The organism is Pseudomonas sp. CFBP 5748, assembly GCF_053850495.1.
Genome location: NZ_JBSPTN010000001.1, coordinates 382,333 through 401,397, shown reverse-complemented (window position 1 = coordinate 401,397; position 19,065 = coordinate 382,333). Strand labels below are relative to the sequence as shown.

The following is a 19,065-nucleotide window of genomic DNA, read 5'->3' as shown; positions in this document are numbered from 1 at the left end:
GTGCAATTTAATTGCTCGAAGCCGCAGCAATTGCACCGATGATCCTTAGACGAACACAACCTGTGGCGAGGGGATTTATCCCCTCGCCACAGGACTCAATCGCGGGGCACGAGATCCAGGCACACCGAGTTGATGCAGTAGCGCAGGCCGGTAGGCGGCGGTCCATCGGGGAAAACATGGCCCAAGTGGGCGTCGCATTGGGCGCAGACCACTTCGGTGCGGATCATGCCGTGGCTGACATCGCGCACTTCCACCACCGCACTGCCTTCGATCGGCGCGTAGAAACTCGGCCAGCCACAGCCGGAATCGAATTTGGTCCGCGAATCGAACAGCGGCTCGTTGCAGCAGATGCAGTGGTACACGCCGTCGGTCTTGGTGTCGTTGTATTTACCGGAGAATGGCCGTTCGGTGCCCTTCAGCCGACAGACGTTGTACTGCTCCGGGTCGAGCATGGCGCGCCATTCTTCAAGGGTTTTCTGCAACTTTTCCATCGTCCTACCTCGGCAATTGAAAAAGCCCGATCCGACGCTTTTCCGCAGATCGGGCGGCACGTATGATTGCGCCTCGTCAGGCGCCAGTCTGGCAGTCACGTCATGCGCATTCAAACGGATTGTGACGCATGTACCGCGTCAGGCCTGGGCACAGACGCAGGATCCCCAGTACGGTAGTTCATACGCCGCCTGGATCGTTCATTTTCGGGAACACATCGCCATGCAGGTCAGCAAATCGAACAAGCTCGCCAACGTCTGCTACGACATTCGCGGCCCGGTGCTCAAGCACGCCAAACGCCTGGAAGAGGAAGGCCATCGCATCCTCAAGCTGAACATCGGCAACCCGGCACCCTTTGGTTTCGAAGCGCCCGATGAAATTCTCCAGGACGTCATCCGCAACCTGCCGACCGCCCAGGGCTACAGCGACTCCAAGGGCCTGTTCAGCGCCCGCAAGGCCGTGATGCAGTACTACCAGCAGAAGCAGGTCGAAGGTGTCGGCATCGAAGACATCTACCTGGGCAACGGCGTATCCGAGCTGATCGTGATGTCGATGCAGGCCCTGCTCAACAACGGCGATGAAGTGCTGGTGCCGGCGCCGGATTATCCATTGTGGACCGCCGCCGTGAGCCTGTCCGGCGGCAACCCGGTGCATTACCTGTGCGACGAGCAGGCCAACTGGTTCCCTGACCTGGCGGACATCAAGGCCAAGATCACGCCCAATACCAAGGCGCTGGTGATCATCAACCCGAACAACCCGACCGGCGCGGTGTATTCCAGGGAAGTGCTGCTGGGCATGCTGGAATTGGCCCGCCAGCACAACCTGGTGGTGTTTTCCGACGAGATCTACGACAAGATCCTCTACGACGATGCCGTGCACATCTGCACCGCCTCCCTGGCGCCGGACCTGCTGTGCCTGACCTTCAACGGCCTGTCCAAATCCTATCGGGTCGCGGGCTTCCGCTCCGGTTGGATCGTCATTACCGGCCCCAAGCATCACGCCCAGAGCTATATCGAAGGCATCGACATGCTGGCCAACATGCGCCTGTGTGCCAACGTGCCGAGCCAGCACGCGATCCAGACAGCGCTAGGCGGCTACCAGAGCATCAACGACCTAGTCCTGCCCCAGGGCCGTCTGTTGGAACAACGCAATCGTACCTGGGAACTGCTCAACGACATTCCCGGCGTCAGCTGCGTCAAGCCGATGGGGGCGCTGTATGCCTTCCCACGGATCGACCCGAAGGTCTGCCCGATCCACAACGATGAAAAATTCGTCCTCGACCTGCTGCTGTCCGAGAAGCTGCTGGTGGTCCAGGGCACCGCGTTCAACTGGCCGTGGCCGGATCACTTCCGCGTCGTGACCCTGCCGCGGGTCGATGACCTCGACCAGGCCATCGGCCGGATCGGCAACTTCCTCAAGTCCTACCGCCAATAAGCCGGACCGCGTGCGAGGAGCCCTCGCCTCGCACGCTGTTTGATTCAGCAACATATCCGCTGCGCCGGTTCCGGCAAGCCTTCTACACTAGGGGCTGAGCAGCTAGCGGGCCTCCCGGCCCAACGTTCACGGGAGATCGGCGCCATATTTCTTTTCCCCGGACACTTTCAGAAAAGTCTTTCAATCATTTGGGACGTCTGTAGGACACAGTTTGAAATAGTCGGCGAGTTGAATAGCCTGCGGCAGCACCTTATATACCCCGCATAACGCTACATCTTTAGCATGAGGAGATTTCCACCACCATGATGCGCATCCTGCTGTTTTTGGCCACTAACCTGGCGGTCGTGCTGATTGCCAGCATCACCTTGAGCCTTTTTGGCTTCAACGGGTTCATGGCGGCCAACGGGGTTGACCTCAACCTCAATCAGCTGCTGATCTTCTGTGCGGTGTTCGGTTTCGCCGGTTCCCTGTTCTCGCTGTTCATCTCCAAGTGGATGGCGAAGATGAGCACCAGCACCCAGATCATCAGCCAGCCGCGCACTCACCACGAACAATGGCTGCTGCAAACCGTCGAGCAGTTGTCTCGCGAAGCCGGTATCAAGATGCCGGAAGTCGGGATTTTCCCGGCCTACGAGGCTAACGCCTTTGCCACCGGCTGGAACAAGAATGACGCATTGGTCGCGGTCAGCCAGGGTTTGCTCGAGCGGTTTTCACGCGATGAAGTCAAGGCCGTGCTGGCCCACGAGATCGGCCACGTTGCCAACGGCGACATGGTGACCTTGGCGTTGATCCAGGGCGTGGTGAACACCTTCGTGATGTTCTTTGCCCGCATCATCGGCAATTTCGTCGACAAGGTGATCTTCAAGAATGAAGAAGGCCAGGGTATCGCCTACTACGTGGCAACCATTTTTGCCGAACTGGTACTGGGCATCCTCGCCAGCGCCATCGTCATGTGGTTCTCGCGCAAACGCGAGTTCCGCGCCGACGAAGCCGGCGCACGCCTGGCTGGCACCAGCGCCATGATCGGCGCACTGCAACGCCTGCGTGCCGAGCAGGGTTTGCCTGTTCACATGCCCGATACCTTGAATGCCTTTGGCATCAACGGTGGCATCAAGCAGGGCCTGGCACGCATGTTCATGAGCCACCCGCCCCTGGAAGAGCGTATCGACGCACTGCGTCGTCGCGGCTGACAGGTTCGAGCATCATAGGAAGCCCGCAGAGATGCGGGCTTTTTTTGTCTGCTGGTTTAGGTGCGCCTGGAGACCCGATACACCCGCTCCTCCAGCCTCTTCACCCCAGCCTGCAAGAACTTCCAGCTTTCCCCCAGCACATCCTGCTCCTGCAAGACCTCCAGCCGCCAGCCCCCACCCAGCAACCGTTGCACTTCATCATCCCCTACGGAGAAAGGCGGGCCGGGCATTTCATCCTGGTTGTAATCCAGGGTAATCAACAACCCAACGCACTCCGGCAAGATCTTCTGCAAATGGGCCGCATACCGCTCCCGCATCGCCCCAGGCAAGGCGATCAACGCAGCACGGTCATACAACGCCGCGCAATCGGCCACATCCGCAGCACCCAAGGCAAAAAAATCACCGCAACGGATTTCGATATCCCCGGCACGAAACACCTTGAACGCGCCCTCTTCACTCACGCTCGGCTCAAGCTGATGCTCAAGGAAGAAATCCGCGGCGGCTTTTTCCGACAGCTCCACCCCCAGTACCGAATACCCCTGCTGGGCGAGCCACAAAAGGTCGAGCGTTTTCCCGCACAGGGGCACCAGCACCCGACTGCCCTGCTCTACCCCCAGTTGCGACCAGAAACGTTGCAGATAGGGGTTCACCTCCGGCAAATGAAAGCCAATCTGGTTCGATGACCAGCGCTTGTGCCAAAACTCAGGCTCCATGATTCGCTCCAAAAATTCGATCAAAACGGGCTAAAACTTATATTAGATTTAGATCATTGACCTGGCGGAAGATGACAACATCTTAACGCTCAGGAGCCTGTTCATGCTGCCCAGCCTGTTTATCTCCCATGGTTCACCTATGTTGGCCCTGGAACCCGGCGACAGTGGCCCGGCGCTGGCTCGCCTGGCCGCTCAACTGCCCCGCCCCAGCGCCATCGTCATCGTGTCCGCCCACTGGGAAAGCAGTGAACTGTTGGTCAGCGCGAACCCGCAACCACCCACCTGGCACGACTTCGGCGGCTTCCCAGCGGCGTTGTACGAGGTGCAGTACCCCGCGCCGGGCGACCCGCAGCTGGCGGCGCAAGTAGCAGACCTGCTCAACGCCGCGCACCTGCCGACACGCCTCGACCCTCAACGGCCGTCCGATCACGGCGTCTGGGTGCCACTGTCCTTGATGTATCCGGAGGCCGACATCCCGGTGGTGCAGATCTCCCTGCCCAGCCGCCAGGGACCGGCATTGCAGACGCAAGTCGGCCATGCCCTGGCGAGCCTGCGCCAGCAGGGCGTCCTGCTGATCGGCTCTGGCAGCATCACCCACAACTTGCGCGACCTGGACTGGAACGCCGGCCCTGAAAGCATCGAGCCCTGGGCGAAAGCCTTTCGTGACTGGATGGTGGAGCAACTGGCGGCCAACGATGAGGCCACGCTGCATGATTACCGGCGCCAGGCGCCGAACGCCGTGCGCAGCCACCCCAGTGACGAGCATCTGTTGCCGCTGTATTTCGCCCGGGGTGCGGGTGGGAAATTCAGTGTTGCCCATACGGGGTTCACGATGGGGACGTTGGGGATGGATATCTATCGGTTTGACTGACAGATAGACCGAGTCGCTGCATTCGCGAGCAAGCCCGCTCCCACAGGTGATTGTGGTGAACATTGCCTCTGTGCGCACCGCAGTCCGGTGTGGGAGCCGGCTTGCTCACGAATGAGGCAACGCCAGTCAACCTGAAGAAACCCAAACGACAGGCAAAAAAATCCCCGAACCAGTCGGGGATTTTTTATGTTCGATCAATCAGCCCGCAAGCCGATCAATCTTCGCGATAGCGACGCAGTTTGAGCTGCTTGCCGGCCACACGGGTGTCCTTCAGTTTGGTCAGCAACTTCTCCAGACCATCTTCCGGCAGTTCCACCAGGCTGAAGCTGTCACGCACTTGGATGCGACCGATGGCTTCACGCGCCAGGCCGCCTTCGTTGAGGATGGCCCCCAGCAGGTTCTTGGCTGCGATGCCGTCACGGGCACCCAGCGCGGTACGGCAACGAGCACGGCCTTCGGCCAGCGGGATCGGCGCACGACGCTCGCGATCACCACGGTCCGGACGGTCACCGGTACGCTCAGGACGGTCGCCACGCGGTGCGTTGTTCGGCACCAGAGGACGTTCCTTCTCGATCGCAGCCAGGGTCAGCGCCTGGCCATTGGTGGCCTTGCGCAGCAGTGCGGCGGCCAGGGCACGCGGGGTGCAACCGATGTCGGCGGTCAGGCGATCGAGCAGATCACCGTGGGTCGATTCGGCGTCAGCCACCAGCGGCGACAAGCTGTTGGTCAGTTTCTTGATGCGGGCATCGAGAACGGCCTGGGCATCCGGCAAGCGAACTTCAGCCACCTTCTGACCGGTCACACGCTCGATCACTTGCAGCATGCGGCGCTCACGCGGGGTGACCAGCAGCAGTGCACGACCTTCGCGACCGGCACGGCCAGTACGGCCGATACGGTGAACGTAGGATTCCGGATCGTACGGCATGTCCACGTTGAACACGTGGGTGATGCGCGGAACGTCCAGGCCGCGGGCGGCGACGTCGGTTGCCACAACGATGTCCAGACGGCCATCCTTGAGGGACTCGATCACGCGCTCACGCTGGTTCTGGGCGATGTCACCGTTCAGCGCAGCGGCTTTGTAGCCTTTGGCTTCCAGGGCACTGGCCAGGTCCAGGGTCGCTTGCTTGGTGCGCACGAACATGATCAGGGCGTCGAAATCCTCGACTTCCAGCAGGCTCAATACAGCCGAGGTCTTCTGGTCAGCGTGAACCAGCAGGTGAGCCTGCTCGATCGCGGTAACGGTCTGGGTCTTGGTCTGGATCTTCACGTGTTGCGGATCGCGCAGGTGGCGCTCGGCAATGGCACGGATCGACTGCGGCAGGGTGGCCGAGAACAGTACAGTCTGACGGGTCGCTGGCAGGGCCTTGAAGATGACTTCCAGGTCATCCATGAAACCCAGCTTGAGCATTTCGTCGGCTTCGTCGAGAACCAGATGGTTCACGGTAGCCAGAACTTTTTCGTCACGACGCAGGTGGTCGCACAGACGACCCGGAGTGGCGACCACGATCTGGGCGCCATTACGGATGGCTTTCAGTTGTGGGCCCATCGGGGCACCACCGTAGACGGCCACAACGGTAACGCCGGGCATTTGCTTGGCGTAGGTTTCGAAAGCGGTTGCTACTTGCAGCGCCAACTCGCGGGTTGGCGCCAGGATCAGGGCTTGCGGCTCGCGCTTGGCAGGATCGATGCGATGCAGGATCGGCAGGGCGAACGCAGCGGTTTTACCCGTACCGGTTTGCGCCTGGCCAATCATGTCGTGGCCGGCCATGATGATCGGGATCGATTGCTGCTGAATCGCCGAAGGTTCTTCGTAGCCGGTCGCGGTGACGGCTGCAAGAATGTTCGGATTAAGATTAAAAGCGGCGAAGCCGCCGGTTTCCTGGGTCATGGGTCTGCCTCTAAGTGCATCCGCAAAGACCCATGCTCCAAAGCTGCGCGTGCCGTGTTGAGACTCAAGAGTCGCCCTGGCTGCTTTGTCGGCGGGGATTTGCGAAAACGAATGAATGAATAAGAACGTCGTGGAAGCATCCGTTGTGCGGACATGCAACCGAAGCTGGCTTCGGGGAATTGCGCTACCTTGACGCGGCCCGGCTAAAGGCCGGCGCGCACTATACCGGAATTTGCCCAAAAAGGGAGCTTTTTTTATCGGAAAAGCCCGGTATATGGCTCTCTGCCACAGGCTTTGGGGATCACTGCAAAATCGTCTGTTTCGCAAAGGCCCGGCGCTGTGGGGGCGGGATGCTAAAACGGTTCATCTTTACCTGTGGGGTTGTCACACCCTGGACGTGTTTCAAGTCGCCGGCCGGATCGCCTTGATCAACGACTGCAGCGAATAACCCAATCGCGGTGCCAGCCCTTCAGCCCGGGCCACCAGGCCTTGCATGTCCAGCGACTGGTCCAGGTCAGCCGGCACGATCAGGATCACATTGCCCTCCTTCACCGGCAGCTCCCAGTAATGACGATGGTACAGGCCACGCAGCAATGCCGCGCCCAACGGTTTGCCATCGTCGGTGGCCCACTGGTTGATCACCAGCCAGCCGCCCGGGTTGAGGCGTTTCTGGCAGTTTTCCAGGAAACCCCAGGCCAGGTGCCCGACGCCAGGGCCCACATCGGTATAAAGGTCGACGAAAATCAGGTCCGCCGGCTCGGCGGTTTCCAGCAGTTCCAGGGCATCGCCGACGCGGATGTACAGCCGCGGATCGTCGTCCAACCCCAGGTACTCGATGGCCAGGCGCGGCACATCGGGGCGCAGTTCGATGGCCTCGACATCTTCCAGCGGCAGGAACTTGAGGCAGGCCTGGGTCAGCGTCCCCGCCCCCAGCCCCAGGAACAACGCACTCTCCGGCTGCTCATGGCACAGCGCACCGATCAGCATCGCACGGGTGTAATCGTATTCGAGCCAGCTCGGATCAGCCGTGAACACGCAGCTCTGCTCGATGGCATCACCGAATTCAAGAAACCGGTAATCGGCCACTTCGAGTACGCGGATCATGCCGAACTCGTCATGCACCTCGGCGAGCAGATGCTCGACGCGCTCCTCTGTCATTTCATCTCCTGATGGTCACCGGACGACTGCAGCAACCCGTTGAACCTATGCGCAAACTGGGCAAAGGTGCAATTGTCCGCGAAGCGACACAAACAGGTCACGCACTAATTGCTGATAACATGGCCACCCGAGCTTAAATCACCTTAGAGATCATGATGAGCCAACCCTGGAGCCCTGAAAGCTGGCGCGCCCTGCCGATCCAGCAACAACCCCGGTACCCCGATGCAGCGCATCTGTTGCAGGTGGAGCAGACCCTGGCCAGTTATCCGCCACTGGTGTTTGCCGGTGAAGCCCGGGAGTTGCGCCGTCAGTTCGCCGAGGTGACCCAGGGCCGGGCCTTCCTCCTACAGGGCGGCGACTGCGCCGAAAGCTTTGCCGAGTTCTCGGCGGCGAAGATTCGCGACACTTTCAAGGTGTTGCTGCAAATGGCGATCGTCATGACCTTTGCCGCCGGTTGCCCGGTGGTCAAGGTTGGGCGCATGGCCGGCCAGTTCGCCAAGCCGCGCTCGGCCAACGATGAGACCATTGATGGTGTGACCCTACCGGCCTACCGGGGCGACATCGTCAACGGCATCGGTTTCGACGAGAAAAGCCGTGTACCAGACCCGGAGCGGCTGCTGCAGTCCTACCACCAGTCCACTGCCACGCTGAACTTGTTGCGAGCGTTCGCCCAGGGCGGGTTCGCCGATCTGCACCAGGTGCACAAGTGGAATCTGGATTTCATCGCCAATTCGGCCCTGGCGGAAAAGTACAGCCACCTGGCCGACCGCATCGACGAAACCCTGGCCTTCATGCGCGCTTGCGGCATGGACAGCTCGCCGCAACTGCGCGAGACCAGCTTCTTCACCGCCCACGAAGCGCTGCTGCTCAATTACGAAGAAGCCTTCGTGCGCCGTGACAGCCTGACCAACGAATACTACGACTGCTCGGCCCACATGCTGTGGATCGGCGACCGCACCCGTCAATTGGACGGTGCCCATGTGGAATTCCTGCGTGGGGTGAACAACCCGATCGGGGTCAAGGTCGGGCCGACCATGGACCCCGACGATCTGATCCGCCTGATCGACGTGCTCAACCCGGACAACGACCCGGGCCGGCTGAACCTGATCGCGCGGATGGGCGCAAACAAGGTCGGCGAGCACCTGCCGCCGCTGTTGCGCGCCGTGCAGCGCGAAGGCAAGCAGGTGCTGTGGAGCTCCGACCCGATGCACGGCAACACCATCAAGGCCAGCAGCGGCTACAAGACCCGGGACTTCGCGCAGATCCTCGGCGAAGTGAAGCAGTTCTTCCAGGTCCACCAGGCCGAAGGCACCTATGCCGGCGGGATTCACATCGAGATGACCGGGCAGAACGTCACCGAATGCATCGGCGGCGCGCGACCGATCACCGAAGACGGACTATCGGACCGCTACCACACCCACTGCGACCCGCGGATGAACGCCGATCAGTCGCTGGAATTGGCGTTCTTGATTGCCGAGACGTTGAAGCAGGTTCGGCGGTGAGTCAGTAAAGCATTCGTCGGCTGTTGGACTGCTATCGTGAGCGAGCTCGCTCCCACATTTGATCTCTGGTGAACACAATATTTGTGAACGACGCAGTCAATGTGGGAGCGGGCTTGCTCGCGAAGAGGCCAGTTCAGTCACCACCAATCTCAGCCAACGCCACCGCCAACCGAACCCCACTCACCCGCCGGCAATTCAACTGAACCCGCGCCAACCCCAACCAGTCAGCCATGCGCCGCAGGTTTATCGCCAACGCCTGTATCCCCTCCTCGTCCAGCCCCGGCTCCTCCTCATGCACGGCATGCACCGCCAATCGCCCGAGGGCTCGCTCTGCCCGCAGATCGACCCGCGCCGCGATGCGTTCATTGTGCAGGAACGGCAAGACGTAGTAGCCGTACACCCGCTTGTCAGCCGGGGTGTAAATCTCCAATCGATAGCGAAAATCGAAAAGCCGCTCGGTACGGCTGCGCTCCCAGACCAGCGAATCGAACGGCGACAGCAAGGCGCTGGCCGTCACTTTGCGCGGGATTTTCACGGTGGGTCGACACCAGGCCGGTTGCTTCCAACCCTGCACCTGGCAACGCCACAGATCACCGGCCTCTTCCAGTTCGGCCAGTCGCCCACGGCAGTCAGCCGGAGCGAGGCGAAAGTAGTCGCGCAAGTCTTTCTCGGTGGCAACGCCCAAGGCGTCAGCGGCATGCAGCAGCAAGCCGCGTTGAGCCTGGGCCTCGTCGGGCAGCGCTTGCTGCAGGACTGCGGCCGGGAGTACCCGTTCCGGCAAATCGTAAAGCCGCTCGAAACCCCGCCGCCCCGCCACCGTGACTTCACCTGCGGCGAACAGCCATTCCAACGCGTGCTTTTCGACGCTCCAGTCCCACCAGGGTCCGGCCTTTTCCTGGCGCGTGGACAAGCTGCCCGCGCCAATGGCGCCCTGCTCCTGGACCGAAGCCAGGACGCGGCGAATGACATCCCGGCGTTCATGACCGAAACGCGCCAACTGCTGATAAATACCTTCGCCACGGGACGCACGATTCATGCGCCAGCGCATCAGCGGATACATGGACATTGGCAGCAGCGACGCTTCATGGCCCCAGTATTCGAACAGCGTGCGACGTCGGCCCTGACTCCAGGCAGCTTGATCGAGCAAATCGGGGTTGTAGTGACCAAGACGGGAAAACAGCGGGAGGTAGTGCGAGCGCACCAACGCATTGACTGAGTCGATCTGCACGACACCGAGGCGTTCGATCAGACGGTTGAGGCGCGCCGGTTGCACCGAAGCCGGCGATGACCGCCCATCGAATCCTTGGGCGGACAACGCCAGACGCCGGGCCTGTTTGAGGGTAAAGGACTGAGTCGCGGGCATGAAGATCTCCTTGTCTGCTCGCAACCTACCTCACCAATAAGGGGTTTGTGTAGGAAAGGATGGCTCATTTGTGCATTGGGTCATCCCAGAATGGCCGAACCACTTCCTGCTCCACGTCGGCACGGCTGACACCAATGTCCTTGAGCGCCTCGTCGCTCATTCCGGCGAGCAGTTCGCGTTCATGGTGCAATTCGTACCAGCGACTAAACTTGTGCAGCAGGGCGCTGACCGAAAAGCCGTGGGAGAGTTTGTCTATCAGTAGATATCCTTTTTGACCTTTCATCGTGATGTCCTCCGTTGGGGATGGCTCAAGTCTCACGCTAACGCTAAGATCAATCCAACGAATGTTTCTTATGCAATACATCTCGGAGATTGATCAATTGTCGAGTTACCCGAGCATCGATACCGAAGTACTGCGCACCTTTGTCGCCATCGCTGACCAGGGCGGCTTCACTCGGGCCGGTGAGTTGGTCAATCGCACGCAGTCGGCCGTCAGCATGCAGATGAAGCGGCTGGAAGAAGATGTGCTGCAGCGCCGGCTGTTCGAGCGCGACGGTCGCCAGGTCAAACTCACCGCCGAAGGCCAGGTGCTGCTGGGTTACGCCCGGCGGATCCTCAAACTGCACAGTGAGGTGTTCAATACCCTGCGCGAGCCGCACATGGTCGGCACGGTGCGCATCGGCACGCCGGACGATTATGTGATGCGGTTCCTGCCGGGGATCCTCCAGCGTTTCGCCCAGTTCTACCCGCTGATCGAAATTGAAGTGCACTGCGAATCGTCCAAGCAGCTGCTGCAGCGCCAAGACCTGGACCTGTCCATCGTCACCCGTAAACCGGGGGACGAAATCGGCCAGTTACTGCGCAAGGAACGCTTTGTCTGGGCCGAAGCCGCCTGCTTCAACGTCCATGAAAAAACACCGCTGCCACTGGCGATGTTCAACAGTGATTGCTTCTGTCGGCAATGGGCCTGCAATGCGCTGGATGCCATGGGCCGCGATTATCGCGTGGCGTACAACAGCTCCAGCTTGTCGGCGCTCATGGCAGTGGTGGGCGCGGGCCTGGCGATCACCGCACAACTGGAAAGCCTGTTGCCCGCGGACATGCGCGTGCTCGGCGAAGCCGAAGACCTCCCGGAGCTGCCCGAGGCCAGCATCATGTTGATCCGCAACCTGCATAATCCGTCGCCGATCACCGAGTGCCTGGCCGAACACATCGTCGAAGGCTTCAAACTTTAAAGGCGAGCAGCACCGCGCAGATCACCAGGAAACCGCAGAACAGCCCGCGCAGCAGTCGCTCCGGCAGCGCGTGGGCAACTTTCACCCCCCAACTGATGCTCAGCAGGCCACCGATCGCCAGCGGCAGGCCGATACTCCAGTCCACCTCGTGATGAAACGCATAAGTGGCGAGGGTCACGCCGGTACTGGGCAAGGCCAGCGCCAGGGACAAGCCTTGGGCAACCACCTGGGTAGTGCCGAACACACTGGTCAGGATCGGTGTCGCGACAACGGCCCCACCCACACCAAACAAACCGCCCATGGTCCCGGATGCCGCTCCCAACACGGCGAGCCATGGCCAGCCATAACGCATCTGCGCCGACACGGGGGCAGTGGCCGCGAACATTCGTACAAGGTTGTAGATCGTCAAGGCAATCAGGAACGCCACGAAGCCAATACGCATGCTTTCTGCATCAATACCCACGGCCCAGATCGAACCCAACCAGGCAAAGCAAAAACCCATGCAAGCCAGCGGTAGCACATGGCGCAACTCGAGGCGATTGCGCTGGTGATAGCGCCACAACGCGAGCATCACGTTGGGTACCACCATGACCAGGGCCGTACCTTGGGCGAGTTGCTGGTCGAGGCCGAACCAAACGCCCAGCACCGGAATTGCAATCAAGCCGCCACCAATGCCGAACAATCCCCCAAGGGTGCCTAACACGGCACCGAACGCCACAAAAATTACAAATTCGATCACAGACGATTCCCCTTTCATCAGGACGCTTATCCTACGCAGTCGGCGCCAGCGGGGGAACGTAACATCTGATCAGAACGTCAGAATTATCTGGCGCATTAAAGGTTCGCCCGCTAGATTTGTCACGATCATTGATTGAAGGTTTTTGCCATGAGCACCCCGCGCGACACCCCCGAAGCCTGCGAAGCCCTGTTGCTCGACAACCAGGTCTGTTTCGCCCTGCACTCCACATCGCTGCTGATGACCAAAGTCTACAAGCCGCTGCTACAGGCCCTCGGCCTGACTTATCCGCAATACCTGGCGATGATGGTGTTGTGGGAAAAGGACGGATTGACCGTCGGTGAAATCAGCACACGCCTGCTCACTGACCCCGGCTCCCTGACCCCGCTGCTCAAGCGCCTGGAAGCCGAAGGCCTGCTGAGCCGCACCCGCAGCCGTGAAGACGAACGCGTGGTGATTGTCGAACTCACCGCACAGGGCCGCGCCCTGCAGCAAAAGGCCCTCGACATCCCCCAATGCATCCTCGCCGCCAGCGGCCAGACCCTGGAGCAGTTGAAAAAACTGCAACTGGACCTGCAGGCACTGCGCGGGAATTTGCAGGGCAGCCTCTGACTTTCCCTGTGGGAGCGACGCTCCCACAGGTACCTGAGTCAAACCCAAACGCTGTGAACACCACAAATCCAATGTGGGAGCGGGCTTGCTCGCGAAGGCGGCGGCACATCCTGAATTATCTCTGACTGACCCACCGCTTTCGCGAGCAAGCCCGCTCCCACAGGAGAATCGTGGCGAGCCTGAATGTTGCGTTCAGCCTGGCGTCACTGAAAAAAAATTCAACCCTCTGAAACAGCTCTAGCTCAAGGGTTACACGCCCTTTCAGCTTCTCAAATTCAACTCATCTCGAAAATTTAACTTGCGCGCAAAATATTAGCGCTATACATTCGCTTCACACCTACTTAGCGCGCAAACATTTAGCGCGAAAAAACCAACCCAAAGCGAGGCTCTCACCATGCAAACTCTCTACACCGCAATCGCAACCTCCACTGGCGGCCGTGACGGTCGTGCGATCTCCAGCGACAACATCCTCGACGTCAAACTCGCCACGCCCAAGGAACTCGGCGGTGCCGGTGGCGCGGCCACCAACCCTGAGCAACTGTTCGCCGCTGGCTACTCGGCCTGCTTCATCGGCGCGCTGAAATTCGTTGCCAGCCAAAGCAAACGCAAAATCCCCGACGACGCCTCGATTACCGCCCATGTCGGCATCGGCCAGATCCCCGGCGGTTTCGGCCTCGACATCGACCTGCATATCAGCCTGCCAGGCCTGGAGCAGACCGACGCGCAAAGCCTGGTGGATGCGGCTCACCAAGTCTGCCCGTACTCCAACGCCACCCGCGGCAACGTTGATGTGCGCCTGCACGTCACCGTCTAACCACCCACCTTGGACCCGAACTTAAGGAGATGCACATGAACACGCTCAGCAAAGCCCTGACCGGCACCCTTCTCGCGCTCAGCGTCAGCAGCGCCTTCGCCGACGGCATCGTCGAACACAACACCCAGGCGTTTCTCGATGCGCTGAATGCCGGCACCGGCAAGCCATTGGAGCAGCTGTCGCCCAAGGACGCCCGCGCCGTCCTGGTCGGCGCCCAGGCAGGTGTGAAACTGACCTTGCCCAAGGCTGACGTCAGCGAGAAAACCATCCAGGTCGATGGCCAGCCGATCAGCCTGACCATCGTCCGGCCGGCCGGGGTCAAGGGTGAGCTGCCCGTGTTCATGTTTTTCCACGGCGGCGGTTGGGTCCTGGGAGACTTCCCGACCCATGAACGGCTGGTTCGGGATCTGGTGGCGGGTTCGGGCGCCGTCGCGGTGTTCGTCAACTACACGCCCTCACCCGAGGCGCACTATCCGGTGGCGATCAACCAGGCTTACGCCGCGACGAAATGGGTGGCCGAACACGGCAAGCAAATCAACGTCGATGGCAAGCGCCTGGCCGTGGCAGGCAACAGCGTCGGTGGCAACATGGCGGCCGTCGTGGCGCTGATGGCCAAGGACAAAGGCACGCCGGCGATCCGTTTCCAGGCGCTGTTGTGGCCGGTGACCGACGCCAGCTTCAAGACCGCGTCCTACAACCAGTTCGCTGAAGGACATTTCCTCAGCAAAAACATGATGAAGTGGTTCTGGGATAACTACACCACCGATGCCGGGCAGCGTAACGAGATCTATGCCTCGCCGTTGCGGGCCACGACCGCACAACTCAAGGGCCTGCCGCCAGCGTTGGTACAGACCGCCGAGGCCGATGTGTTGCGCGATGAGGGTGAAGCCTATGCCCGCAAACTGGACGCGGCCGGAGTGCCCGTCACCGCCGTGCGCTATAACGGCATGATCCACGACTACGGTTTACTCAACGTGGTGAGCCAGGTGCCAGCGGTGCGTTCGGCGATGTTGCAGGCGTCCGAAGAGCTCAAGCAACACCTGAAGTGACTGCAGGCCAAAGCCTTTGTGGCGAGGGCTGTGGGAGCAAGGCTTGCCCGCGATGAAAGCGACGCGGTGCCTCTGGAACCGAGGTGTCTGTATCGCGAGCAAGCTTTGCCCCCACACAAGCTCCCGCTGTCCCCCCGGTCTAACAGAAGACATCGGAAATAAAAAAGCCCGACTCAATGGTCGGGCTTTTTTATACACAAGACTTCGCTTATTTAGCACGGCCTTTGTAGGAACCGCCTTCGCGGGTATCGATCTCGATCATGTCGCCGATTTCGATGAAGTCAGCAACCGACAGCTCGGTACCGTTCTTCAGCTTGGCAGGCTTCATCACCTTGCCGGAAGTGTCACCGCGAGCGGAGCCTTCGGTGTAGTCAACCTGACGCACGATGGTGGTCGGCAGCTCTACGGAAACCAGGCGCTCTTCGAAGAACACGGCTTCGCAGACGTCGGTCATGCCTTCTTCGATGAACGGCAGAACGCTTTCGATGTCTTCGGCGTTCAGCTCGTACATGGTGTAGTCAGTGGTGTCCATGAACGTGTAGGTGTCGCCGCTGATGAAGGACAGGGTCGCTTCTTTGCGGTCGAGGATCACGTCGTCCAGTTTGTCATCGGCGCTGTAGACGATCTCGGTCTTGTAACCGGTCAGCAGGTTCTTCAGCTTGGTCTTCATGATCGCGCTGTTACGACCCGACTTGGTGAACTCAGCTTTCTGAACCAGCCAAGGATCGTTTTCGAGACGGATCACGGTCCCGGGTTTCAGTTCTTTACCAGTTTTCATTGCGAATATCCGAATTTGGATGGGATTTACAAAAATCTAGGCCGCGTATCATATCCAATTTCCATAAAACTTCACCAGCGCTGCGGCAAGATCGGCTCGCGAGGCCTGTTCCAGACACCACGCCTGGGCATGCTCGGCCAGTTCCTGCTGCTCTTGGCGGGTGGCTTTCCAGTGTTCGGTCATGTCCTGGCCGGCATTCCAGGCCCGCCAAAGACCGCTGATCGCTTTTTGCGCCGCCGGCGAAAGCCCCTGGGTATAGAGCCTGAGAAATGCCTCGAGCTTTTCCAGATGAACGTCTTCTTCCTGCTGATAGATGTGCCAGAGCAGCGGTCGACCGGCCCACTGGGCGCGCACAAAGGAGTCTTCGCCACGCACGGCGTTGAAGTCGCAGCACCACAATAGTTGATCGTACTGATCCTGCCGGACGAACGGCAGTACCTGCACCGTCAGTGCGCCGCGCCGATGCAGCGCCCCCACCTTCAGGCCATCGACCCCAAGCCAACGCTCGACATCGCCCAGTACCCGCCCTTCGGGCACCAGCACGTGAAATGCCTGGGTATCGGCTGCCATGGCGTCGAACCAACTCGCCAGCCCGGCGTTTTCGTAGGCAAACAGCGAAATCAGACAGGCATCCGCCTCCCGATCGACACCCAACCCTTGCAGGAATATTCGTTGCGCCTGGGCATTCTGTTGAAATTGCCGACGGCGCTCCAGCAGACCTGCCTCACGCAGCAGGCCACCTGTCCCCGCCTGGAAGCCGGGGAAAAAGAAGTACTTCTGCACATGCTTGTATTTGACCGACGGCAAGCCATGGCAGCCGACCACCCAATCCTCGGCGCTCAGATAATCGAGGTTCATCCACAATGGCGTGGTCTGGCGCTCGGCCATTGCATCCATGTAGGCGCTCGGCAACTGACAGGCAAACGCAGCGATCACCACATCAGCCGCCTCGGTAGGCAACCATTCCTTGGGCCAGTGACGCACCTGCACGCCCTGCTGCCATTGCTCGCCGAGGCTGACGTCGATTTCCGGACACAGCCGTTCGAAGGCCCGCAGGTCATCGACCCATAACCGCACCGTGCATTGATGCTCGGCTACCAATTGCCGAGCCAGGCGCCACGTAACGCCAATGTCGCCAAAGTTATCGACGACGGTGCAAAAAATATCCCAACGCACGGTCATTCCCGACTCCTTGTGGCAAAGCTCCGATTGTCCCGAATAAACCGATGATGCAGAAGAGCCGACGGCGATTAATCTTCATGCGACAATCATCGCCTCCCCGTGCCCCTGCCAGGATGCAGCCATGCCTGATCACCCGCCAGCCCCGCGTCTCTCAGCCTTGCAATTGACCGTCAGCATTGCCCTGGGCCTGTGGCTGGGGTTCCTCGCCATCGTGTTGACCGGCTGGCTGCTGTCCAGATTCCTGTTCAACGAACAACTGGCCCCGGTGGCCGCCGCCGTCCATCAACTGGCGCAACCACCGGCCGTGCAACCGCCCCCCGAACCGCCAACGCCGATGTTCGAGCAGTATCAGCAAAACCTGCAAAGGAACGAGCAGCGCCAGGCGCTCGATCAGGTCCGTAGCAACCCGCGCAACCTGTCCAACCCCAAGTGCCAGTTCTGGTTGCAACAGGACCAGAACGCGCCCAGCGAAAAAAGCCGCGCCAACGTTTTGCAATTCTGTGAATGATCATGAACAAACAGACCGTCCACCAGTTGATTCTCGACAAGCTCAAGATTGATCTCGACATCGCCGAGCGCGCCGCGCAGACCGCCTACGAAACCGCGACCCACGAGGAAAACATCGCCGAGAACAAGTACGACACCCTGGGCCTGGAAGCGTCTTACCTCGCCGCCGGACAAGCCAGGCGCGTGGAAGAAATCCGCCAGGCCCTGACCCTTTGCCAAAACCTGACGCTCAGGCCATACGACGATCAGCGCGGCATTCAGGTGGGCACGTTGATCGGGCTGGAGGACGAGGAGGGTCGCCAGCAATGGCTGTTTCTGGGGCCCGATGCGGCGGGGTTGAAGGTTTCGCTGGTGGGACAGCCGATCACGGTCATCACCCCTCGCTCGCCACTGGGCCGAGGCCTGTTGGGCAAATTCGAAGGGGATGAGGTGGAGATCGTCGTAGCGGGCGCCCGGCAACAGTTCGCTGTCACCGAGGCGATCTAGAAGGGTCGGGCCTTAGTGCACCGGCAGTTCGACACCGTCGAACAGCTCTTCGAGTTCCTGCTTGTTGTGGCACTGGATGGCCTTGGCCATGACTTCCCGGGTCAGGTGCGGGGCAAACTTCTCGATGAAGTCGCACATGAAACCGCGCAGAAAGGTGCCACGACGGAAGCCGATCTTGGTCACGCTGGACTCGAACAACTCGCTGGCATCCAACACCACCAGGTCACTGTCGAGCTTGGTGTCAACGGCCATTTTCGCCACGATGCCCACGCCCAGCCCGAGGCGAACATAGGTCTTGATCACGTCGGCGTCGGCGGCGGTGAACACCACTTTCGGAGTCAGGCCGCGATGGCTGAAGGCTTCGTCGAGTTTCGAACGGCCAGTGAAACCAAATACGTACGTGACGATCGGGTACTCGGCCAAGGCTTCGAGGGTCAGCTTTGGCAGCTTGGTCAGCGGGTGGCCCTGGGGCACGACGACGCAGCGGTTCCAGCGATAGCACGGCATCATCACCAGGTCACCGAACAACTCCAGGGCCTCGGTGGCAATGGCGAAATCCACCGTACCGTCGGCAGCCATTTCGGCGATCTGCATCGGCGAGCCCTGGTGCATGTGCAGCGCCACGTCCGGGTATTGCTTGATGAAGTTGCTGATCACCGGAGGCAGCGCATAACGGGCCTGGGTGTGGGTGGTGGCAATCGACAGGGTGCCTTTTTTCTCGTTGGAGAATTCCTGGGCGATCTGCTTGATGCTTTCGACCTTGCGCAGGATCTCGCCAGCCGTGGTGATGATGCGCTCACCGGCCGGGGTCACGCGGGTCAGGTGCTTGCCGCTGCGGGCGAAGACTTCGACGCCCAGTTCATCTTCCAACAGGCGGATCTGCTTGCTGATGCCGGGTTGCGACGTGTAGAGACTTTGGGCAGTAGCGGAAACGTTGAGGTCGTGGTGCGCCACTTCCCAGATGTAGCGCAGTTGTTGAAGCTTCATATGTATCCCTCAAAGCAGTTGGACGCCACGGGCATCAGCGACGGTATATAACTATATGGAAGGTTTAGACA

Annotated in this window: 20 protein-coding genes; 10 read left to right on the top strand and 10 right to left on the bottom strand. The window is 60.3% G+C overall.

What is annotated here, in order from left to right; genetic code table 11:
- Positions 1-95: 95 nt before the first annotated feature.
- The gene (gene msrB / locus ACWNZ1_RS01910; RefSeq protein WP_135844427.1) at positions 96-491 is read right to left on the bottom strand and encodes a peptide-methionine (R)-S-oxide reductase MsrB; all 396 of its coding nucleotides are present in this window, start codon (positions 489-491) and stop codon (positions 96-98) included.
- Positions 492-711: 220 nt separating this feature from the next.
- Here msrB and ACWNZ1_RS01905 point away from each other — a divergent pair, with 220 nt between their 5' ends.
- Entirely contained in the window at positions 712-1,923 is a 1,212-nt protein-coding gene (locus tag ACWNZ1_RS01905; protein ID WP_025212629.1) for a pyridoxal phosphate-dependent aminotransferase, read from the top strand.
- 302 nt (positions 1,924-2,225) lie between these two features.
- On the top strand, positions 2,226-3,113 hold the full coding sequence (htpX, locus tag ACWNZ1_RS01900) for a protease HtpX (RefSeq protein WP_135844426.1): 888 nt from the start codon (positions 2,226-2,228) through the stop codon (positions 3,111-3,113).
- 56 nt (positions 3,114-3,169) lie between these two features.
- Here the strand turns inward: htpX and ACWNZ1_RS01895 are convergent, their stop codons facing one another.
- Positions 3,170-3,826 carry a thiopurine S-methyltransferase gene (locus tag ACWNZ1_RS01895; protein WP_456027316.1) on the bottom strand — a complete coding sequence of 219 codons (657 nt, stop codon included), beginning with the start codon at positions 3,824-3,826 and terminating at the stop codon, positions 3,170-3,172.
- A 103-nt stretch (positions 3,827-3,929) separates the two neighbouring features.
- Between ACWNZ1_RS01895 and ACWNZ1_RS01890 the strand changes: the two genes are divergently transcribed.
- Complete coding sequence (locus tag ACWNZ1_RS01890; protein ID WP_256452397.1) at positions 3,930-4,697, top strand: DODA-type extradiol aromatic ring-opening family dioxygenase; 768 nt, start codon at positions 3,930-3,932, stop codon at positions 4,695-4,697.
- 214 nt (positions 4,698-4,911) lie between these two features.
- On the opposite strand, the gene ACWNZ1_RS01885 is transcribed toward ACWNZ1_RS01890, so the two are convergent.
- A complete protein-coding gene (locus ACWNZ1_RS01885) occupies positions 4,912-6,585 on the bottom strand; it encodes a DEAD/DEAH box helicase (protein ID WP_135844423.1) in 1,674 nt (557 codons plus the stop codon).
- Between the two features lie 402 nt (positions 6,586-6,987).
- Positions 6,988-7,743: a spermidine synthase gene (locus ACWNZ1_RS01880; protein ID WP_135844422.1), complete on the bottom strand. Its 756-nt coding sequence runs from the start codon at positions 7,741-7,743 to the stop codon at positions 6,988-6,990.
- Positions 7,744-7,898: 155 nt separating this feature from the next.
- Between ACWNZ1_RS01880 and ACWNZ1_RS01875 the strand changes: the two genes are divergently transcribed.
- Positions 7,899-9,245 carry a class II 3-deoxy-7-phosphoheptulonate synthase gene (locus tag ACWNZ1_RS01875; RefSeq protein ID WP_135844421.1) on the top strand — a complete coding sequence of 449 codons (1,347 nt, stop codon included), beginning with the start codon at positions 7,899-7,901 and terminating at the stop codon, positions 9,243-9,245.
- Between the two features lie 133 nt (positions 9,246-9,378).
- On the opposite strand, the gene ACWNZ1_RS01870 is transcribed toward ACWNZ1_RS01875, so the two are convergent.
- Both ACWNZ1_RS01870 and ACWNZ1_RS01865 read right to left on the bottom strand, forming a co-directional pair.
- On the bottom strand, positions 9,379-10,608 hold the full coding sequence (locus ACWNZ1_RS01870) for a winged helix-turn-helix domain-containing protein (protein WP_135844420.1): 1,230 nt from the start codon (positions 10,606-10,608) through the stop codon (positions 9,379-9,381).
- A gap of 64 nt (positions 10,609-10,672) precedes the next feature.
- The gene (locus ACWNZ1_RS01865) at positions 10,673-10,891 is read right to left on the bottom strand and encodes a DUF1127 domain-containing protein (RefSeq protein WP_003199394.1); all 219 of its coding nucleotides are present in this window, start codon (positions 10,889-10,891) and stop codon (positions 10,673-10,675) included.
- Positions 10,892-10,988: 97 nt separating this feature from the next.
- Between ACWNZ1_RS01865 and ACWNZ1_RS01860 the strand changes: the two genes are divergently transcribed.
- On the top strand, positions 10,989-11,843 hold the full coding sequence (locus tag ACWNZ1_RS01860; RefSeq protein ID WP_178084303.1) for a LysR substrate-binding domain-containing protein: 855 nt from the start codon (positions 10,989-10,991) through the stop codon (positions 11,841-11,843).
- On the opposite strand, the gene ACWNZ1_RS01855 is transcribed toward ACWNZ1_RS01860, so the two are convergent.
- Entirely contained in the window at positions 11,833-12,600 is a 768-nt protein-coding gene (locus tag ACWNZ1_RS01855; protein ID WP_406550129.1) for a sulfite exporter TauE/SafE family protein, read from the bottom strand. The genes ACWNZ1_RS01860 and ACWNZ1_RS01855 overlap by 11 nt on opposite strands.
- A gap of 129 nt (positions 12,601-12,729) precedes the next feature.
- On the opposite strand from ACWNZ1_RS01855, the gene ACWNZ1_RS01850 reads away from it, so the two are divergent.
- From ACWNZ1_RS01850 to ACWNZ1_RS01840, 3 genes are all read left to right on the top strand, one after another.
- Positions 12,730-13,191, top strand: coding sequence for a MarR family winged helix-turn-helix transcriptional regulator (locus ACWNZ1_RS01850; RefSeq protein ID WP_135844417.1), 462 nt, complete (start codon positions 12,730-12,732; stop codon positions 13,189-13,191).
- 394 nt (positions 13,192-13,585) lie between these two features.
- Positions 13,586-14,005: an organic hydroperoxide resistance protein gene (locus tag ACWNZ1_RS01845; RefSeq protein WP_135844416.1), complete on the top strand. Its 420-nt coding sequence runs from the start codon at positions 13,586-13,588 to the stop codon at positions 14,003-14,005.
- A 35-nt stretch (positions 14,006-14,040) separates the two neighbouring features.
- Positions 14,041-15,054: an alpha/beta hydrolase gene (locus tag ACWNZ1_RS01840; protein WP_456027315.1), complete on the top strand. Its 1,014-nt coding sequence runs from the start codon at positions 14,041-14,043 to the stop codon at positions 15,052-15,054.
- A gap of 208 nt (positions 15,055-15,262) precedes the next feature.
- On the opposite strand, the gene ACWNZ1_RS01835 is transcribed toward ACWNZ1_RS01840, so the two are convergent.
- Together ACWNZ1_RS01835 and earP are read right to left on the bottom strand one after the other, a co-directional pair.
- Entirely contained in the window at positions 15,263-15,832 is a 570-nt protein-coding gene (locus ACWNZ1_RS01835; RefSeq protein WP_003199385.1) for an elongation factor P, read from the bottom strand.
- Positions 15,833-15,880: 48 nt separating this feature from the next.
- Complete coding sequence (earP, locus tag ACWNZ1_RS01830; protein WP_135844414.1) at positions 15,881-17,014, bottom strand: elongation factor P maturation arginine rhamnosyltransferase EarP; 1,134 nt, start codon at positions 17,012-17,014, stop codon at positions 15,881-15,883.
- A gap of 121 nt (positions 17,015-17,135) precedes the next feature.
- Here earP and ACWNZ1_RS01825 point away from each other — a divergent pair, with 121 nt between their 5' ends.
- Together ACWNZ1_RS01825 and ACWNZ1_RS01820 are read left to right on the top strand one after the other, a co-directional pair.
- Complete coding sequence (locus ACWNZ1_RS01825; RefSeq protein ID WP_256452393.1) at positions 17,136-17,522, top strand: cytochrome b/b6 domain-containing protein; 387 nt, start codon at positions 17,136-17,138, stop codon at positions 17,520-17,522.
- A gap of 2 nt (positions 17,523-17,524) precedes the next feature.
- Positions 17,525-18,007: a GreA/GreB family elongation factor gene (locus ACWNZ1_RS01820; RefSeq protein WP_135844412.1), complete on the top strand. Its 483-nt coding sequence runs from the start codon at positions 17,525-17,527 to the stop codon at positions 18,005-18,007.
- 12 nt (positions 18,008-18,019) lie between these two features.
- On the opposite strand, the gene cysB is transcribed toward ACWNZ1_RS01820, so the two are convergent.
- A complete protein-coding gene (gene cysB / locus ACWNZ1_RS01815) occupies positions 18,020-18,994 on the bottom strand; it encodes an HTH-type transcriptional regulator CysB (RefSeq protein ID WP_003199376.1) in 975 nt (324 codons plus the stop codon).
- Between the last annotated feature and the right edge of the window lie 71 nt (positions 18,995-19,065).

Excerpts from the sequence above, each read along its gene's own strand:
- ACWNZ1_RS01875 (WP_135844421.1), top strand. The coding sequence starts at position 7,899 with ATGAGCCAACCCTGGAGCCCTGAAAGCTGGCGCGCCCTGCCGATCCAG.
- ACWNZ1_RS01880 (WP_135844422.1), bottom strand. The coding sequence starts at position 7,743 with ATGACAGAGGAGCGCGTCGAGCATCTGCTCGCCGAGGTGCATGACGAG.
- ACWNZ1_RS01825 (WP_256452393.1), top strand. The coding sequence starts at position 17,136 with ATGCCTGATCACCCGCCAGCCCCGCGTCTCTCAGCCTTGCAATTGACC.
- ACWNZ1_RS01885 (WP_135844423.1), bottom strand. The coding sequence starts at position 6,585 with ATGACCCAGGAAACCGGCGGCTTCGCCGCTTTTAATCTTAATCCGAAC.
- ACWNZ1_RS01855 (WP_406550129.1), bottom strand. The coding sequence starts at position 12,600 with ATGAAAGGGGAATCGTCTGTGATCGAATTTGTAATTTTTGTGGCGTTC.
- ACWNZ1_RS01850 (WP_135844417.1), top strand. The coding sequence starts at position 12,730 with ATGAGCACCCCGCGCGACACCCCCGAAGCCTGCGAAGCCCTGTTGCTC.
- ACWNZ1_RS01840 (WP_456027315.1), top strand. The coding sequence starts at position 14,041 with ATGAACACGCTCAGCAAAGCCCTGACCGGCACCCTTCTCGCGCTCAGC.
- ACWNZ1_RS01835 (WP_003199385.1), bottom strand. The coding sequence starts at position 15,832 with ATGAAAACTGGTAAAGAACTGAAACCCGGGACCGTGATCCGTCTCGAA.
- ACWNZ1_RS01845 (WP_135844416.1), top strand. The coding sequence starts at position 13,586 with ATGCAAACTCTCTACACCGCAATCGCAACCTCCACTGGCGGCCGTGAC.
- ACWNZ1_RS01870 (WP_135844420.1), bottom strand. The coding sequence starts at position 10,608 with ATGCCCGCGACTCAGTCCTTTACCCTCAAACAGGCCCGGCGTCTGGCG.
- ACWNZ1_RS01905 (WP_025212629.1), top strand. The coding sequence starts at position 712 with ATGCAGGTCAGCAAATCGAACAAGCTCGCCAACGTCTGCTACGACATT.
- htpX (WP_135844426.1), top strand. The coding sequence starts at position 2,226 with ATGATGCGCATCCTGCTGTTTTTGGCCACTAACCTGGCGGTCGTGCTG.
- ACWNZ1_RS01895 (WP_456027316.1), bottom strand. The coding sequence starts at position 3,826 with ATGGAGCCTGAGTTTTGGCACAAGCGCTGGTCATCGAACCAGATTGGC.
- msrB (WP_135844427.1), bottom strand. The coding sequence starts at position 491 with ATGGAAAAGTTGCAGAAAACCCTTGAAGAATGGCGCGCCATGCTCGAC.
- ACWNZ1_RS01865 (WP_003199394.1), bottom strand. The coding sequence starts at position 10,891 with ATGAAAGGTCAAAAAGGATATCTACTGATAGACAAACTCTCCCACGGC.
- cysB (WP_003199376.1), bottom strand. The coding sequence starts at position 18,994 with ATGAAGCTTCAACAACTGCGCTACATCTGGGAAGTGGCGCACCACGAC.
- earP (WP_135844414.1), bottom strand. The coding sequence starts at position 17,014 with ATGACCGTGCGTTGGGATATTTTTTGCACCGTCGTCGATAACTTTGGC.
- ACWNZ1_RS01890 (WP_256452397.1), top strand. The coding sequence starts at position 3,930 with ATGCTGCCCAGCCTGTTTATCTCCCATGGTTCACCTATGTTGGCCCTG.
- ACWNZ1_RS01820 (WP_135844412.1), top strand. The coding sequence starts at position 17,525 with ATGAACAAACAGACCGTCCACCAGTTGATTCTCGACAAGCTCAAGATT.